The sequence below is a fragment of the Chitinophaga rupis genome (genome assembly GCF_900109685.1).
Lineage (GTDB): Bacteria > Bacteroidota > Bacteroidia > Chitinophagales > Chitinophagaceae > Chitinophaga > Chitinophaga rupis.
Window position 1 is genome coordinate 1,001,085 of sequence record NZ_FOBB01000001.1, and the last position, 17,147, is coordinate 1,018,231.

Genomic DNA, 17,147 nt, shown 5'->3' on the forward strand with positions numbered 1-17,147 from the left:
AGAATTTTTGGAATGTGGAGGGAGGGCCGATGGTCCATGGTCGATAGTCCATGGAATATAGCGTGGAGAAGGTTTGACCGCGATAGGTGATAATAGCAGTGCCGTGTATTTATAGCCGGATGGTTCCCTATTTACCATACGCCGTGCAATAAAATTTCATGAAAACTTTATGGAAACAGGGCACTGATCATTCAAAAGGCGTATCACACTGCGTATGGAAATATTGCTTTAACAATATATCTGCAACAATGCGGCGCAGTTTATAGCCCAGCCACGTAATACTTCACCCGCGAACCAGGCAATGGACTATGGACCATCGACGGACTATTCGTATATCCGTAAATACCGCTGAATAGAAAACGCAACGGCCTGCTGCCCGTTGGCGGCAATCACCCGGCCAAAAGCGCCGTACAGGGCATCATATTTCAATGGCTTAACGGCTGCCTGGATCTGCAGGATATCCCTCTTAGGCAAGGGGATCAGGTTGGGATAACTATACATGAAGGAAACCGTTTTCAGATCAGGGGATACCTGGATCACATCGCCCACCAGCAGCACACCTTTACCGTTATGCCCGGCCGGCCAGTGCAGGATGTTGGCGCCGGGAAAATGCCCGCCGCAAAGCACCAGCCCGATATTATCCCATAAAGGCAGCATAGGGCCTTCCCACAATTTAATTACCGGGTCCCTGCGGCCCAGCCACTGCGCATCCAACGCATGTACGTACACCGGGGCATTGTTAAAGGCATGGCTCCACTCCACGATCGTGGAAAAATAATGCGGGTGCGAGATAGCAATAGCTTTAATACCACCCAGCTGCTGAATAAGATCTATAGTAGAGGCGTCGAGGTTAGTGATACAATCCCAGAGAATATTGCCGCCGGGAGTAATGAGCAGGTAAGCCCGCTGGCCAATGGCAAAGGCCGGCGTAGTGTAAATAGCGTACAGGTCAGGCGCTACTTTTTCAATAATGTTGCGGTGGCCACGGACTACCTGTTCCAGCGTAGTCCACGACTGGCCGCCGGGATTTACATACTGGCGGTCATCTTCACATACCGGGCAATGCGCCGGCGGCTGCGGAGTATCTTCGTATTGAATACCACAAGTGGAACAGATGGAACGCATGGTTAATTACGAATTATTTAATTACGATTCCGCCAAAGCGGTACATGAGCACCATTGAAAATAGATATAAATGCGAATAATTACGAATTAGAATGCAGCGATTGGAGACCTTATTTAAACACTTAAATAAAACAGGTTCACAAACCATTCATTGCTTTTCCCCGAACTAATTCAATTACGAATTACTCACTACCCCACCACCAGCTCTCCGTTCTGCAGTATGGGCAGCACATTAGCGCTGTCCGGCGTAAGGCAGTAGCGGATGTCTTTTTCCAATCCATAGCGTGACAGGCGCTGGAAGTGGGAGGCTTGGCGCATGAAGCCGAAAATATCGTCTTTAGCGGTATTATACAAGGTTTCTGCCGCCAGGGCGGAGTCGCAGTTCACGTTAAAATGCTGCTTAATGCGGTGCACTACGGCCCCGGCAAACAGGGTATCTTCCATATTCACACGGTCTTTCCAGGCAGCGCAGCCCAGTATCACATTTTTACCCTGGGCTACCAGGTACTCACATACGGCAGAAAGATTTGGGAAAGAGCCCGTAATAATCTGGATGGCATCTTTTGCCATGTGCAGCAGCTTGGTGCCATTGGTGGTGGTAAGCACCAGGATCTTACCTTCTATAAAATCACGCGGGTATTCAAAGGGGGAGTTACCATAAGCCAGCCCTTCGGCAATTTTACCATCCCGCTCACCGGCAGTAATGGCGCTTAGCTGGCGGCCAATGTTCACACATTCTTCTACAGAGGCTACCGGTATTATTTTGGCAGCACCGTTATATAATGCCGTACAGATAGTAGAGGTAGCCCTTAGCACATCAATGATCACAACAATACTGTTTTTCACATCATACAAATGTAATAAGGCCGGCGACAGGCACACCTCCAGCGAGGGAGTACTTCCATTCGGTTCAGTCATTTCCACTTTTTTAGAGAATTAATAATCGTAATGCCATACTTCACTGAGCTACCCTATTTGCGCAGTAGTTATTAATTCTTAATTATTCATTATTAATGAATAATTAAGAAGTGCCGGTACTTCATTGAACTACACTTCCCACGATTATTAATGCTTAATTATTCATTATTAATTAATCAAGAATAACCCGCCATTTCTCCGTTTCCGCATAATCTTTTATTACGCGGTTACGCTGCTGTAACAGGCGGCTCATATATTTTTTCAGGTAAAATTTGGTAAACAGCTGCCCCAGCTTTCCGTAGGGTATTTCAAAATCCATGATATCTATGGCCACCGTAGCATTTTCAATTGCCTTAAAATGGTGCTCATGGCGCATATACTTAAAATCGCCCTGTTCCATTTCATCGCAAAAGTACTCCGGGCTGCGCATATCGGTAACCCGGGTGGTAAGCACCCGGTTCTTACCTAAATGGCGCGCACGCCAGGTCACTGTTTCATTATTTTCTATTAACCCGTTCAGGCGGCCTTTAATGGCTTCTTCCTGTAAATGGGCCATGCTGCGCTTGTGCAGGGTAATACTCCGGCTCAGGTTAAACACCCGTTCCATAGGAGCATAAATAACTGTGGTCTGATGAATAGTAGGCATAGAATGATATGGTGTGAAAACGTTTAGCGCTCAGCTGTCAACCCCCGTGGCTGTCAGCTAAGATAATGGCCCGCAGGCAAATTTTTCAATCTTTTATCAAAAGCTAAACGCTCAATGCCAACTGCTAATTGTTACCTACCCCAAAAACGGCACCTTTACCACCTGGGCTTTGAGCTGTTTGTCGCGCACGGTAATAAAGATCTCGCTCCCCAGTGCTGCGTAAGGCGTTTTTACATATCCAAGCCCAATGGCCTTTTGCAGGGAGGGCGACTGTGTACCGGAGGTTACCCGTCCTATTACTTCGCCTGCTGCATTCCTGATCTCGTAATCATGACGGGGAATGCCCTTGTCTATCATTTCAAAACCTACCAGCTTTTGTGTAACGCCGGCGGCTTTTGTTTTTTCAATAATGTCGCGGGCGGTAAAGTCCTTGGTGAACTTGGTGATCCAGCCCAGGCCGGCCTCCAGCGGGGAGGTGCGGTCATCAATATCATTGCCGTACAGGCAAAAACCCATTTCCAGGCGCAGGGTATCGCGGGCGCCTAAGCCTATCGGTTTCAATCCCTTAGGACCGCCGGTAGCAAAAAGGGCATCCCATATTTTTTCAGCAGCGCCGTCCTTATCTTCAAAATAGATCTCAATGCCACCTGCGCCGGTGTAACCTGTAGCGCTAATCAGCACATTGGGTACGCCCGCAAAGGTGCCCTTGGCAAAAGTGTAATATTTCAGGTTTATAATATCAATATCCGTCAGCGGCTGCAGCATACCGGTGGCATTAGGGCCCTGTATGGCCAGCAGGCAGGTTTTATCGGAAATGTTATGCATTTCCACCCCTTTGGTATTGTGCTGGCTGATCCAGTTCCAGTCTTTTTCAATGTTGCTGGCATTTACCACCAGCATGTACACTTTATTTTCTTCTATGCAATATACCAGCAGGTCATCTACAATCCCCCCTTCTGCATTTGGTAAACAGCTGTACTGGGCTTTGCCCGCGGTTAATTTGGAAGCATCGTTGCTGGTAACCCGTTGAATAAGGTCCAGCGCATCGGCGCCTTTTAACATAAACTCGCCCATATGGCTTACATCAAATACACCGGCATTGGTGCGTACGGCCTGGTGCTCATCATTAATACCGGTATAGGAAACCGGCATGTTATAACCTGCAAAAGGAACCATTTTGGCCCCCAGCGCCACATGTTTTGGGGTAAAAGGCGTGTTTTTGATCTCAGACATCTTGTTGGTTGTTTGGGTATGATTGGTTTTTAACGCGGCAAAAATAGGTTGAAAATCCAAATTTGGTGTAATAATTGCATTTTGGGGAAATACGATTGTGAATTACGAATTGTCAATTACAAAATGAAGCATTCATACCCTGGCCCCCTGGCGGGTAATGCCATTAAGTAGTTCGTTGTGAAGTGGTTCAGATTTTGGAGAGTAGGATTAAGTTGTTTTTATTGCGTTTGTATTCTAAGGTCCTGCAAGCTTAAAGTTCCTTATTTTATTATCCCATATAAAAATTATAACATATGCTACGTTTAATAAATAGGGGCTTTAACCGGGGCGTTTTTAATTCGTATTGAATAATCCGTAATTAAACCTTGCCGCTGCATTTTAATTCGCATTTCGTAATTTAATCTCCCTGGTCAGTGGTAAAATCTTCAGCAATACAAAACACCGTAAGTCTGAAAAAGTAAATCCTTTAACTGTGAAACGAACTACCTGGTTTCTCTTTTTATCCTTACTGGCCACCATATCATCACAGGCCCAGAAGAAAGCCGACCGGAAAACCCTGGGCAATTTACAGGCACATGTGAGCTACCTGGCCAGCGACCAGCTGGAAGGCCGCAGAACCGGCACCCCCGGCGAACAATTAGCCGCCACTTATATTGCCGGCCAAATGAAAGCAGAGGGCCTGACACCTAAAGGCGATAGCGGCTACCTGCAAACCTTCATCGTGCGGGAGGGCCGGGAAATTGCCGGCGCCACGCGGCTTACCATTAATAAAGAAAGCTTTACCGCCGGGGAACAGTTTGTGCCCCTCCCTTTCAGCGCAGAAAAAACCGCTAAGGGCGATGTACTACCCCAGGTAAAAGAACCGGATAATATATGGCTCATAGATGTGCAGGACCTGGACCTGAACCCGCATGCCTCCCCGCTGGAAGAGTACCGCAAAAAAGCCCTGGAAGCCGCCAAGAACGGCGCCAACGGCGTTATTTTCTTTAACTCAAAGGACAATGTACCAACGGCTTTGCAATGGCTGGATGAAAATGCCAAAAAGCTAACCATACCGGCGCTGTGGGTGAATGATGCCATCAGCAAAAAGCTGAAGAGCGATAATGCCGATGGTTTCCAGATTAGCCTTCAGGTGGCTTTTAAACAAACCAAACGTACCGGCACTAACGTGATCGGCTATATTGATAACGACGCGCTTAAAACAATTGTAATAGGCGCGCACTTTGACCACCTGGGCTATGGGGAGGATCATAACTCCCTGAACACCGGCGAAAAGGCCATTCATAACGGGGCCGATGACAATGCCAGCGGCATAGCTGCCCTGCTGGAGCTGGGCCGCCTGCTGAAAAGCGGCCGCTTTAAAAGCAATAACTTCATCCTGGTAGCCTTTTCCGGCGAGGAGCTGGGGCTGTTTGGCTCCAAGTATTTCACCACCCATGCACCCATACCCATGGAGCAGGTGAACTGCATGATCAACATGGATATGGTAGGCCGCCTGGATGCGGCCAAAGGATTGCAGATAGGCGGGGTAGGCACCTCGCCGGCCTGGGGCCCGCTGCTGCAGCAGGTGCCGGCAGAGGGTATGAAGCTTACGTATGATTCCAGCGGCGTAGGCCCCTCAGACCATACCTCTTTTTACCGCGCCAAAGTACCGGTATTGTTCTTTTTTACCGGCTCGCATGCCGACTATCACAAGCCTACGGATGATGCAGATAAGATCAATTACAACGGGGAGCTTACCGTTATAAAGTACATTTACCATGTAATTGAAAGAACGGAAAAGCAGGAGAAGCTGGCCTTTACACCCACCAAAGAGCCGCAGATGAGCACTGCCCGTTTTTCCGTAACGCTGGGTATTATGCCGGATTATACGTATAATAAAGGCGGCGTACGGGTAGATGGGGTGTCTGACAACAGGCCCGCGCAAAAAGCAGGGCTGCTGACCGGGGACGTGATCGTACAGCTGGGCAAACAAAACATTACTAACCTGGAAGCCTATATGCAGGCGCTGGGTACATTCAAAAAAGGGGATACCACTACGGTGGTCGTTAAACGGGGTAACAAGCAACAGCAATTTAAAATACAATTCTAACCATGCGATATTTCTTATTGTCCATCCTGCTGCTGGCAGCCTGTAACAGTGGCGGCCGTGATGAGCAGAACACCGATAGCTATGACCTGATCACGCAAAAAGTATATGTGCTGCGCCAGGTAAAACCGGTTGCAGGGGATACCACAGCTGCCGCTGCACAGCAAAAACAGCAGGAGCTGATCAGCTACCTGGAACAGCACCAGTTTACCCGCCACGTAGCCGCTAAGGACAGCCTGCTTTTCAGGCGCAGCAACGGACAGGAAGTAATTATTGAATTGCCTGTACCCCAGGATACCTGGGAGTCGCATACCCTCATTGTATTTGATCCGCAAAAGAACCCGCTGTTTGTTAATTTGCATAAAGGGACGGAACAAATTGATGAATACATAAAAACGAAATAGGGAGTAAACCCAACCTCTTACTTCATACCTGGTTAATGGAGAATCTCATTCTACTGGCAGATGCCTATAAATACTCGCATCACAAGCTGTACCTGCCGGGTACGGAGTACATTTACTCTTACCTGGAAAGCAGGGGCGGCAAGTTTGATAACACCGTGTTCTACGGATTGCAGTATTACCTGAAAAACTACCTGCAGGGCATTGTGTTCACCAAAGAAAAGATCAATGAGGCAGAGACGCTGCTGCAGGAAGTATTTGGCCGGGAAGATGTGTTTGACCGCCGCAGGTTTGAATACATTGTACACACCCATGGCGGGCACCTGCCCGTGCGTATTAAAGCCGTACCGGAGGGCACGGTAGTGCCGGTACGCAATGTGCTGATGACTATTGAGAATACGGACCCTGCCTGCTTTTGGCTTACCAACTTCCTGGAAACCCTGCTGATGCAGGTATGGTATCCCTGCACGGTAGCCACTCTTTCCCGGGAAATAAAACAGATCGTAAAACGATATTATACGGCCACGGCCAGCGCTGCCTCCTTTGCAGGTATAGACCTGGTGCTGAATGATTTTGGCTTCCGGGGCGCCAGCTCTGTAGAAAGTGCAGGCCTGGGCGGCAGCGCCCACCTGGTGAACTTTTCCGGCAGTGATACGCTGCCCGCTTCCATTTTTGCCAAACGGTATTACGGCGCACAGCAGGCCCCGGGCCTTTCTATCCCCGCTACGGAACACTCTATAGTAACCCTGCTGGGTGAAAAAGGGGAGGAAGCTATTTTTAAACATGTGCTGGATACCTTCCCTACCGGGGTAATAGCCTGCGTATCGGACTCCTACAATATTTTCCGCGCCTGTGAGCAGTATTGGGGGGAGGATCTGAAACAGCAGGTGCTGCAGCGGGAGGGCTCCCTGGTCATTCGCCCAGATAGCGGCGACCCGGTGCGTACGCTGCTGCAGGTATTTGAGATCCTTTTTAAACAATTCGGCTATACCACTAATGAAAAAGGTTACAAGGTATTGCCCCCGCAAGTGCGCGTAATACAGGGCGATGGGATCAGCCTTTCTTCCATCGGTAATATTTATACCGCCCTGCAGCAGGCCGGCATTAGTGCAGAGAACCTGGCCCTGGGTATGGGCGGGGCTTTGCTGCAACGCGTAAACCGCGATACGCAGGAGTTTGCCCTTAAATGCTCCTATGCTATGGTGAATGGAAAAGATATTGATGTACAAAAGAACCCTGTGGAGCTGAATGCGGAAGGGCAGCTGCGCACCTCCTTTAAACATTCCAAAGCCGGGCGTTTAAAGCTGGTAAAGGAAAAGGGGGAGTACCGCACTGTAACACTGCAGGAGGCGTCCGACTTAGCCGATCAGCTGGAAACCGTTTTTGAGAACGGCCACATTATAAAGGAATATTCCTTTGCAGATATACGGGCCAGGGCCGGGCAATGATCTTCAACCGCTATAAAAAAGGAAAGCCGGGATATGATTATTCCGGCCATTTACCTAAACCTACAACTGTTACACTGTTAGTAACTGTTAATTACTCTAAGCTGAAAGACGGTGCAGATGCCGTTACCAGGTACTGGCCGGCCAGCTTACGCCCTTCAGGGGTAGCAATACCCATAATATAGTTAAAGGTGATCTCCTGCATCACCTGGTGCATATCAAATTGTTCGGGCGGATATTGGGCCTGGTCAAAAGCAGCATCCAGCTGCAGCTGCCGCATACGGGCCATAATGTCCAGCTTCAGGTAGGGGTGGTACAGGCCTTCCTCTATGCCCCTTTCCAGGTTTTCACGAATGCCCTGTAACACATTATCCCGCCTGAAATCTTCTACCGCCTGCCCTACTGCCGGGTGGTACTTGCGTACCTCGTGCATCATTACCGGGTTCATGGTACGGGCCAGCACTTCCAGTATATGCGCGGTTTGCAGCTGCTCCATAATCGCGTTCTCTGCCTGCCGGCGGCCCTGGTCCAGCTGCTGCTGCAAGCCATCCAGCACCGTTTGTACACCGCTTTTTATCAGTGCTTCCTTATCCGCAAAATGCTCATACACTGTTTTTTTGGAAACGCCGCACTCCTTGGCAATATCAAACATGGTTACACTTTTGATACCGTAGGTCCTGAATAACCGAAGCGCCGTTTCTAATATCCGTTCCTGCAAGGTCATACGTTTCGTCTTTTGAATTGAATGCCTGTTGTTTGTAAAAGATCCCGCTTTTTATTCTTCCTTTCTAATTTTCGACTATTTCCGTTTTCCGGTCAAAAGTACGGGTAATTTCCATATTTGGTAAGTAGAGTTGACCAATTAACAGTACCGTGACAAATGGTTGTTGAAACAGATAAGGGAGATTAGGAGGCTGGAGATGGGAAATACACAAATGAGAAAGGTAAAGCGATGGAAGCCGGAGCCAAGATAGGAGATTGGGGGCCGGAGATGGGAAGTATGAGATTGGAGAGATTAAGGACATGAAGTAAAAGAGTATGGTGAAAGTGAGGTGGAAAGAGGAAGCAGGAGATTGGAAATGAGGGATAAAATAGGGGTGAAAAGATGTAGGGTTTTATGTAGGGGGGAGGGATGTCACTAGGGTTGCATACGGGTTACGGGGCCTTTTTAGGAGGGGAGCATACCAGTTGCACCCGAATAAACAGGGAGTTAGATCGCAATAAAAAGGCGGTCCCTTACAGACCGCCTTTCTTTATATCAAGGGTATTACCCCTCCTTTCCGGTTAGCCCGGGAAATATTATTTCAGCTTTTCCAGCGCTACTTTCAGCTGCTGCAGCATAGCCGGTATTTCTTCTTTTACGCAGGTACCTACGCTCAGGCGGTACCAGGAGGAATCCCTGGAAGAGCCGAAGGCATAGAACGGCACTACCGCCAGCTTAGCCTCATCCAGTATGTAAGAGGTAACAGCTCCCTGGTCGGCCAGTACAGTGCCATCAGCTTTTTTCTTACCCTTCAGGTCCAGGCGTATGGTGAGGTAAATGGCAGCCTGCGGCGCAATACAATCCACCGGGTGACCGGCTTTCTTCAGCGCAGCAAAACCTTCATAGATCTTTACCAGCCTTTCTTCTACTTCACCTTTAAAGTGCTGCAGGTATTTATTTACGGCCTCTTTCTGACCCAGGTACTTGGCGGCGGCTTTTTGTTCTGCCATCGGGCTCCAGGCGCCTACGTGGGAAAGAATGGATTTCATTTTACCAATTACATGCGCAGGTCCTAAGGCCCAGCCTACACGCACACCGGTAGCGGCAAAGGCTTTACTCATACCATCAATAAAAATGGTGTAGTCCTTCATTTCCGGGCGCAGGGATACGGGGTTGTAGTGTTCCGTTTGTCCGAATGTAAGCACCCAGTACATCTGGTCAAACATTACGTACAGGGGCTTTTCATCAGCGCTGCGGCTTTTGTTCTCTGCAAGCACCAGGTCGCAGATCTCTTCCAGCTGCTGTTTGCCAAAGGCAGTACCGGTAGGGTTCTGCGGAGAGCACAGTGCCAGCAGGCTGGCGCCTTTCAGCAGGGGCTTCAGCTCCGCTGCAGTAGGCATAAAGTTATTTTCCGCTGTAGTTTCCAGCACCACATGCTCTGCTTCCAGGAAGTGGGTATAGTGGTTGTTGTTCCAGGAAGGCGTAGCGTAAATGATCTTTTCGCCACGGTCTACAATGGTACGGTAAGTAGCATATATGATAGGACGGCCGCCGCAGGAGATCACGATCTCTTTGGCAGGGTCATAGCTGAGCCCTTCTCTTTCAGCAATAAAATCACCTACTGCTTTTCTCAGTTCGGCAATACCATCTGCAGGAGGATAGTTCGTATAGTGTTCCTTATACGCATTAATGATCTCCTGCTCAAACTCAACGGGAATAGGGAATACCTTGGGATCAAAGTCGCCGATGGTAAAGTTGTAGATCTTCTCGCCCTTCGCCTGCTTCTCCTTTATCTCACCGGCCAGCTTAATAATTTCAGAACCAATCAATGTTTCGGCTAAATGAGATAGTTTCATAATTCCCGTGTTTTTATGGTGTGATTAATTTTTTTTAGCGCGCCAAAGGTAACCGATCTGTAAACAATTGAAAAGAACCTGCTGATTCTTTTTATATTATTTAATATAATGGCAGTTGAACGAGGTTTTATTTAATAAAGAGGGCAAAATACGTACTTCCTGTTTAATATTAAGCAAAGCACAACTCTTTGAAACCGATGGGGTAAAAAGATAAAAAGGTAAATTAGGGGGAATACTAAAACTTTCTATCTTTGTTCACATTCGAAATTTACCATGTGCAACCGGGCATGAACGCAAGGTTCCATCAGACCAATAAAAAAATCAAACATTAACCGATGAAATTTATTGTTTCTTCCTCTACTTTGTTAAAGCAATTACAACAGATCAGTGGGGTGATTAACTCCAATACGGTATTGCCAATATTGGAAGATTTTCTTTTTCTGATTGACAAGAACGAACTAACAGTGGTGGCAACCGACCTGGAAACTGTAATGAAGGTAAAGCTGGAGGTGGAAGCTAAGGAAAATGGCCGCATTTGCATCCCTGCTAAAATATTAATGGACTCATTAAAGAACCTGCCGGACCAGCCGCTCACCTTTAATGTAGATATGAATACCTACGCAGTAGAGATCACCTCCGATAACGGTAAGTACAAAGTAATGGGCGAAAACCCGGAGAACTTCCCCAAGGAGCCTACTGCCGATGATACCACTTCTTTTACCCTGGTATCCTCTGCCCTGGTTACCGCCATCAACAAAACCCTGTTTGCAGTAAGTAATGACGACCTGCGGCCGGCCATGACCGGCGTGTACTTTGAGCTGGCCAACAAAAGCCTAACTTTTGTAGCTACCGACGCGCACCGCCTGGTAAAATATGTAAGAACAGATGCCAACTGCCCGCAGGCTGATAACTTTATTGTGCCTAAGAAGCCCCTGAACCTGCTGAAATCTGCTTTGCCCGATAACGAAAGCGAAGTAAAGATCTCTTACAGCCAGAACCACTTCTTTGTATCGCACGATGGCGCGCAGATGATCTGCCGTTTAATTGATGCCCGTTTTCCGGATTATAAGGTAGTTATTCCGAAGGATAACCCTTACCGGCTTACCATGGCAAAGACCGACTTCCAGAACGCCTTAAAGCGGGTAAGCGTGTTCTCCAATAAAAGCACCAACCAGGTAGCGCTGAACATTAGCGGCAGCGAGCTGCAGCTGTCGGCCCAGGATGTGGACTTCTCTTTTGAAGGCAATGAGCGTATGAGCTGCCAGTACACCGGCGATGATATGCAGATCGCCTTTAACGCCAAGTTCCTGATCGAAATGCTGAATGCGGCGGAAGGGGATGAGATCAGCATTGAGCTCTCTACCCCCACCAAAGCCGGTATCCTGAAACCTTCTGATATCGGGGAGAACGAAGACCTGCTGATGCTGGTAATGCCGCTGATGCTGAACAATTGATAAAAAAAATGAATATAGAAGAGGCTTAAAGCCGCTCCCGGCCCGTATTAGCACGAAATAATATTATTAATTATTCACTCTTCATTATTAAATTATATATAAGGCAATCTCTTCCATGGAGGTTGCCTTTTTCTTTGTCCACAGTGCATTTGAGGCGAAATAAATTCCCCGGAAAGTCGTAATTTAACATTGGAAAACGATTCAAAAAGGACAGTTTCATTTTAGGATAGTAACTAACAACGTAAAAATACCATATACCATGCCTATGAGCGGGTTGCCGTATTTTTACTGTATTCCCCGCTTTAAGCATAGCATTTGAACCACGTTTACGTTTGTTAATTTATTCTGCGAAAACTGAATACAGGCTCTCATGGAGACTTTTTTTGAACACATCCCATCGTCTTACAGGACGGGTTTACTCGTTATTGGATTGTTGCTGCTGTGGGTAATAGAAGGATTCATTCCACGGTTTGCGTTAAAGTATAACCGTTACAAACATGCAGGTACTAACCTGTTCTTTACCCTCACTACGGCCATTATTAACCTGGGCTTTGCCTTTGCAGTGGTAAAGTCTTCCGAATGGACCAGCCACGTGCAGTTTGGTTTATTATACTGGCTAGGCGTTCCATTATGGCTGCATACTATACTGGCGCTGCTGATGCTGGATTTTATGGGCGCTTACCTGATACACCTGGTACAGCACAAGGTGGCCTGGATGTGGCACTTTCATAAGATCCATCATATAGATACGTCTATAGATGTTACCACCGCCCTGCGGCACCACCCGGTGGAAAGTGTGTTCAGGGTGGTAGCGCTGGTAGCCACCATCATTATCATGGGTATTCCCATCTGGATGGTGATGTTGTACCAGAGCCTGTCGGCGCTGATGGCGCAGTTCAACCACGCCAATATACACCTGCCGCACTGGCTGGATAAGGGGTTGAGCTGGATCATTGTATCGCCGGACATGCACAAGGTGCATCACAGCCGGTACCAGCCGGAAACGGATTCCAATTACGCGAATATCTTTTCCATCTGGGACCGTATCTGCGGCACATTTGTAACGGTACCGGATACGCTGCAGCTGAAGTACGGGCTGGATGAGTACCAGGAGCCAAAGTACCAGGAGATAGGTTCCCTGCTGAAAGTACCCTGGGAGCGGCCGGACGGGTTTTCAGAGAAGCCCGTTAATTCATAGTGAGAGTTATTATTTTTTATATTTCTATAATCTAATCAAAAGTGATATGGCACAGCAACATCACATCGCAACAACAAAAATTGCCGGTTTCATAGGCCTGGCAGCTGGCGTAATTGCCGCCCTTATTTCATTCCTGACCAAGGCCCCCGGTACCGCCGTAACACTAGGTGGCATTGCCACTGTAATAGGCGTTATTTCTTTATGGATGTCCCGTAAGAACACTGACGATATGCAATTGGCTACTGCTGGTCTTTTCATGGCCGTAGTATCTTTGGTTATCGGCCTGTCCGTAGGATGATCCGTGGTTAAATAAAAGTTTTAAACGGTTAAAAAGTAAAAACCGCTCATGTGGTAACGTTCGTTACAGTGAGTGCGTTTTTACTTTTTGTTTTTAACAGGGTTGTTTGTTAGCCGCCTTTACCCCTCCATATAATGAGGCCTGTAATGCTATTACCAAAAATCTCTGTTAAACTAACATGCGGTGCAAGTGCGGGTAAGGGTGCTGGAACAAGGTACTCACGTGACACGGGCAAACATCCGTTTCAGGAGAGACGGACACCGCTCCGGTATTTTTACTTTTTACCTTTTGCTTTTTTACTTTTCACTTTCCCCCCTGCTTCCTTCTCATATTTTTCCAGGTAGCCTTCGGCGGCTTTTACGGGAAACAGTACCAGCGTTGAGTCTGTTAATTCTTTAATGAGGACGGTATCTATGGTAGCGGCGGAATCTTGTTTTTCCACACCTTCCGTATGGTTCCAAAGCAGCAGAGTATCTTTTACCAGGCCCCATTTTTCATATACCAGGGTATACATATTCAGGGAGCGGGCTACGCTGTCTTTACGCAGATCAAAGCCCTGTTTTTGTTTATCCAGGCCGGGTACCGGCTGCAGCCATTTGCCAATAAGCTGATCCGGGCTGTAGCTGATAGTATCTGCGGTAAGCAGGGCTGTGTCCGGGGCAGCTGCAATGCTGTCTCTAACTTCCAGCAGGCTGCTATCCTCCTCCAGTTCTGCTTTTGAGGCAGGCGCCTGTTGCCGGCAGGCCATTACGCCAGCTAACAAAACCAATAATGACAGGCGTTGTTTGATCATAGGTTTCCAAATTACGAATTAATGCTGAATGCGTAGCGCTTAATGCGTAACGCAGAATACTACACGTCCGGGATTTGAATGCGGAACGCTGAACGCTTAATGCTTAACGCAGGGTACTGCGCAAACGCCAGCGGCCAAACACCTGAATACAGCATATAAACGCAGGAGCTGAACATACGCTATTAAATGTGGCTGGCGCATAGTAATGATTATTAGCCATTACCCAATAAATTATATTACGTATTCAGCATTATACCCCAATAAACGGGCTTCAGCGTTAAGCGTTCCGCATTCAGCATTAAGCATTCATTTGTAATTAAAATTTATCTGCTATCTTTATGCTTCACTTTAGGGGTGTTTCCCGGTGCAAACCGGGAAGCTGAGATGATACCCTCAGTACCTGACGCAGCTCATACTGCCGGAGGGAAAAGTACTGAACTCTCTCTTTAATTCACATCCTTAAAGTTTATTGTTTCATTTTAAACTCCTGTAAACACATGGAAGTACTTGTGAACAATAAACTTTATGCGGTGCAGCCGGAAACCACGGTGGCTGCCCTCTTACAGTTTATTCAACTACCATCCGCAAAAGGCATTGCCATTGCCATTAACAACCAGGTGATCCCTAAGATCCACTGGGAACAGCAGCTCCTGCAATCGCAGGATAAGGTGATGATCATCCGCGCCACACAAGGAGGATAGACCAGGCGGGGAATTACGAATTGTCAATTACGACCCCGCTAAGCGGGGCATAAGCACCATTGAAAATACTTATGAAAGTGCATAATTGATTAGAGCAGATTTATGTGCTCTGATGATCTGCGTTATTTGTGATTGCCTGTTTGTAATGATCCCCGCTGTAAATGGATCATGAATATTTTCCGTGCTGGCTACCCATGCCCGGTTAATTATTCATCACCATTATTCCCGTTGGCGATGATGAAAAGCTCCGCTGTATTAAGCCATGGCCTTAAGCCTCCGGCATTCAGCGTTATGCATTACGCGTTCTGCATTACGCGTTCTGCGTTAAGCATTAAGCGTTAAGCATTAAGCGTTAAGCACTAAGCATTCATTCGTAATTCGTAATTAACTAATTCGTAATTCAAACTCCCATGTCTCATTCCATCAGCCGCTCACCCTTTCCGGCTTCCAGCAAAATTTATATTCCCGGTCAGTTGCATAATATCCGGGTAGCCATGCGTGAAATAACTTTAACGCCTACACGGCTCAATGGTAAGAATGGCGCTGCCGTTCCCAATGAGCCGGTTGTGGTATACGATACCAGCGGCCCGTTCACAGATCCGGCAGTTAATATTGATGTGCACGAAGGCCTGCCCCGCCTGCGGCAGCCCTGGATAGAAGGCCGCAATGATACGGAACTATTAACAGGGCCTACCTCTGCCTACGGCCGTGAAAGGCTGGCAGACAGCGGGTTGGATGCCCTGCGTTTTACACACATCCAAACACCGCTGCGCGCTAAGCCCGGCCGTAATGTATCGCAAATGCACTACGCGCGGCAGGGCATCATTACCCCGGAAATGGAGTACATCGCCATCCGTGAAAACCAGTGTGCGGAACAGCTGTTCAAAGAAAATAACGCCCTCTGGCAGCAGCACAAAGGTCATTCCTTTGGCGCTAATACCCCGGTACAGTTCATTACGCCGGAGTTTGTACGGCAGGAGGTAGCTGCCGGCCGCGCCATCATTCCATCCAACATCAACCACCCGGAAAGTGAGCCTATGATCATTGGCCGTAACTTCCTGGTAAAGATCAATGCCAATATCGGCAACTCCGCTGTTACCTCCAGTATTGAGGAAGAAGTGGAAAAAGCAGTATGGGCCTGCCGCTGGGGCGCCGATACTATTATGGACCTCAGCACGGGCAAACATATTCATGAAACCCGGGAGTGGATCATCCGCAACTCGCCCGTGCCAATTGGTACCGTGCCCATTTACCAGGCGCTGGAAAAAGTGAACGGCAAGGCAGAAGAGCTGACCTGGGACATTTTCCGCGATACGCTGATAGAACAGGCAGAGCAGGGGGTTGACTACTTTACCATTCATGCCGGCGTGCTGCTGCGGTATGTACCACTCACGGCTAAACGTACCACCGGCATTGTATCCCGCGGGGGCTCCATTATGGCCAAATGGTGCCTGGCGCATCATAAGGAAAACTTCCTGTACACACATTTTGAAGAGATCTGCAACATCATGAAAGCCTACGACGTAGCCTTTTCACTGGGCGACGGCCTGCGCCCCGGCAGCATTGCAGATGCCAATGACGCCGCGCAGTTCGGCGAGCTGGAAACCTTAGGCCAGCTTACTAAACAGGCCTGGAAGCACGATGTGCAGGTAATGATAGAAGGCCCCGGCCATGTACCCATGCAGCTCATAAAAGTGAATATGGAAAAACAGCTGCAGCACTGCGATGAAGCGCCCTTTTATACGCTGGGCCCATTAACTACAGATATTGCACCGGGATATGATCATATTACATCGGCCATTGGCGCTGCTATGATCGGCTGGTTTGGTACCGCCATGCTCTGTTATGTAACACCCAAAGAACACCTGGGTTTACCCAACAAGGAAGATGTAAGGCAGGGAGTTATTACCTATAAAATAGCCGCCCATGCGGCAGACCTGGCCAAAGGCCATCCCGGCGCGCAACACCGGGACAATGCGCTGAGCAAGGCGCGCTTTGAGTTCCGCTGGGAAGACCAGTTCAACCTTTCCCTGGATCCGGAAACCGCTAAGTCTTACCACGATGAAACCCTGCCGGCAGATGGCGCTAAAGTAGCGCACTTCTGCTCTATGTGCGGTCCGCATTTCTGCTCTATGAAAATTACGCAGGAAGTACGGGAGTTTGCAGCTACACAGGGTGTGGAAGAAGAGGCGGCACTGGAAGCCGGCATGAGCGCGCAGGCGGAAGCATTTAAAGTGCAGGGCGGCGAAATTTATTTATAACGTGCGCATTATAATGCGGCATATAG

General features: G+C 48.2%; 15 protein-coding genes and 1 riboswitch. Of the genes, 8 read left to right on the top strand and 7 right to left on the bottom strand.

The annotated features are described in order from the left end of the window. Positions 1-324 precede the first annotated feature (324 nt). From BMZ54_RS03915 to gcvT, 4 genes are all read right to left on the bottom strand, one after another. Complete coding sequence (locus BMZ54_RS03915) at positions 325-1,125, bottom strand: MBL fold metallo-hydrolase (protein WP_089906818.1); 801 nt, start codon at positions 1,123-1,125, stop codon at positions 325-327. Between the two features lie 189 nt (positions 1,126-1,314). Further along, positions 1,315-2,043: a 2-phosphosulfolactate phosphatase gene (locus BMZ54_RS03920; RefSeq protein ID WP_089906819.1), complete on the bottom strand. Its 729-nt coding sequence runs from the start codon at positions 2,041-2,043 to the stop codon at positions 1,315-1,317. A 172-nt stretch (positions 2,044-2,215) separates the two neighbouring features. Next, positions 2,216-2,689 (bottom strand): SRPBCC family protein, encoded by a 474-nt coding sequence (locus BMZ54_RS03925; RefSeq protein ID WP_089906820.1) that lies wholly within the window; start codon positions 2,687-2,689, stop codon positions 2,216-2,218. Between the two features lie 135 nt (positions 2,690-2,824). Beyond that, positions 2,825-3,922, bottom strand: coding sequence for a glycine cleavage system aminomethyltransferase GcvT (gcvT, locus tag BMZ54_RS03930; protein WP_394332704.1), 1,098 nt, complete (start codon positions 3,920-3,922; stop codon positions 2,825-2,827). Between the two features lie 472 nt (positions 3,923-4,394). Here gcvT and BMZ54_RS03935 point away from each other — a divergent pair, with 472 nt between their 5' ends. From BMZ54_RS03935 to BMZ54_RS03945, 3 genes are read left to right on the top strand one after another with little or no spacing between them, the layout of a single operon-like run. Then, positions 4,395-6,014 (top strand): M28 family peptidase, encoded by a 1,620-nt coding sequence (locus tag BMZ54_RS03935; RefSeq protein ID WP_089906821.1) that lies wholly within the window; start codon positions 4,395-4,397, stop codon positions 6,012-6,014. Between the two features lie 2 nt (positions 6,015-6,016). Continuing rightward, the gene (locus BMZ54_RS03940) at positions 6,017-6,415 is read left to right on the top strand and encodes a hypothetical protein (RefSeq protein WP_143080897.1); all 399 of its coding nucleotides are present in this window, start codon (positions 6,017-6,019) and stop codon (positions 6,413-6,415) included. A gap of 35 nt (positions 6,416-6,450) precedes the next feature. After that, positions 6,451-7,860 (top strand): nicotinate phosphoribosyltransferase, encoded by a 1,410-nt coding sequence (locus tag BMZ54_RS03945; RefSeq protein WP_089906823.1) that lies wholly within the window; start codon positions 6,451-6,453, stop codon positions 7,858-7,860. 91 nt (positions 7,861-7,951) lie between these two features. Here BMZ54_RS03945 and BMZ54_RS03950 read toward each other — a convergent pair whose 3' ends face one another. Beyond that, entirely contained in the window at positions 7,952-8,581 is a 630-nt protein-coding gene (locus BMZ54_RS03950; RefSeq protein WP_089906824.1) for a TetR/AcrR family transcriptional regulator, read from the bottom strand. Positions 8,582-9,156: 575 nt separating this feature from the next. Next, on the bottom strand, positions 9,157-10,416 hold the full coding sequence (locus BMZ54_RS03955; RefSeq protein ID WP_089906825.1) for a pyridoxal phosphate-dependent aminotransferase: 1,260 nt from the start codon (positions 10,414-10,416) through the stop codon (positions 9,157-9,159). Positions 10,417-10,751: 335 nt separating this feature from the next. On the opposite strand from BMZ54_RS03955, the gene dnaN reads away from it, so the two are divergent. From dnaN to BMZ54_RS03975, 3 genes are all read left to right on the top strand, one after another. Next, positions 10,752-11,870, top strand: coding sequence for a DNA polymerase III subunit beta (dnaN, locus tag BMZ54_RS03960; RefSeq protein ID WP_089906826.1), 1,119 nt, complete (start codon positions 10,752-10,754; stop codon positions 11,868-11,870). 370 nt (positions 11,871-12,240) lie between these two features. Beyond that, positions 12,241-13,068, top strand: a complete 828-nt coding sequence (locus tag BMZ54_RS03970; protein WP_089906828.1) for a sterol desaturase family protein — start codon at positions 12,241-12,243, stop codon at positions 13,066-13,068. 46 nt (positions 13,069-13,114) lie between these two features. Then, positions 13,115-13,366, top strand: a complete 252-nt coding sequence (locus tag BMZ54_RS03975) for a hypothetical protein (protein WP_089906829.1) — start codon at positions 13,115-13,117, stop codon at positions 13,364-13,366. 274 nt (positions 13,367-13,640) lie between these two features. On the opposite strand, the gene BMZ54_RS03980 is transcribed toward BMZ54_RS03975, so the two are convergent. Then, positions 13,641-14,159: a lipocalin-like domain-containing protein gene (locus tag BMZ54_RS03980; protein ID WP_089906830.1), complete on the bottom strand. Its 519-nt coding sequence runs from the start codon at positions 14,157-14,159 to the stop codon at positions 13,641-13,643. A 340-nt stretch (positions 14,160-14,499) separates the two neighbouring features. Next, positions 14,500-14,603, top strand: a riboswitch (TPP riboswitch). A gap of 53 nt (positions 14,604-14,656) precedes the next feature. Here BMZ54_RS03980 and thiS point away from each other — a divergent pair. Then, positions 14,657-14,860: a sulfur carrier protein ThiS gene (gene thiS, locus BMZ54_RS03985; RefSeq protein ID WP_089906831.1), complete on the top strand. Its 204-nt coding sequence runs from the start codon at positions 14,657-14,659 to the stop codon at positions 14,858-14,860. A gap of 410 nt (positions 14,861-15,270) precedes the next feature. Next, positions 15,271-17,121: a phosphomethylpyrimidine synthase ThiC gene (gene thiC / locus BMZ54_RS03990; protein ID WP_089906832.1), complete on the top strand. Its 1,851-nt coding sequence runs from the start codon at positions 15,271-15,273 to the stop codon at positions 17,119-17,121. Positions 17,122-17,147 lie beyond the last annotated feature (26 nt).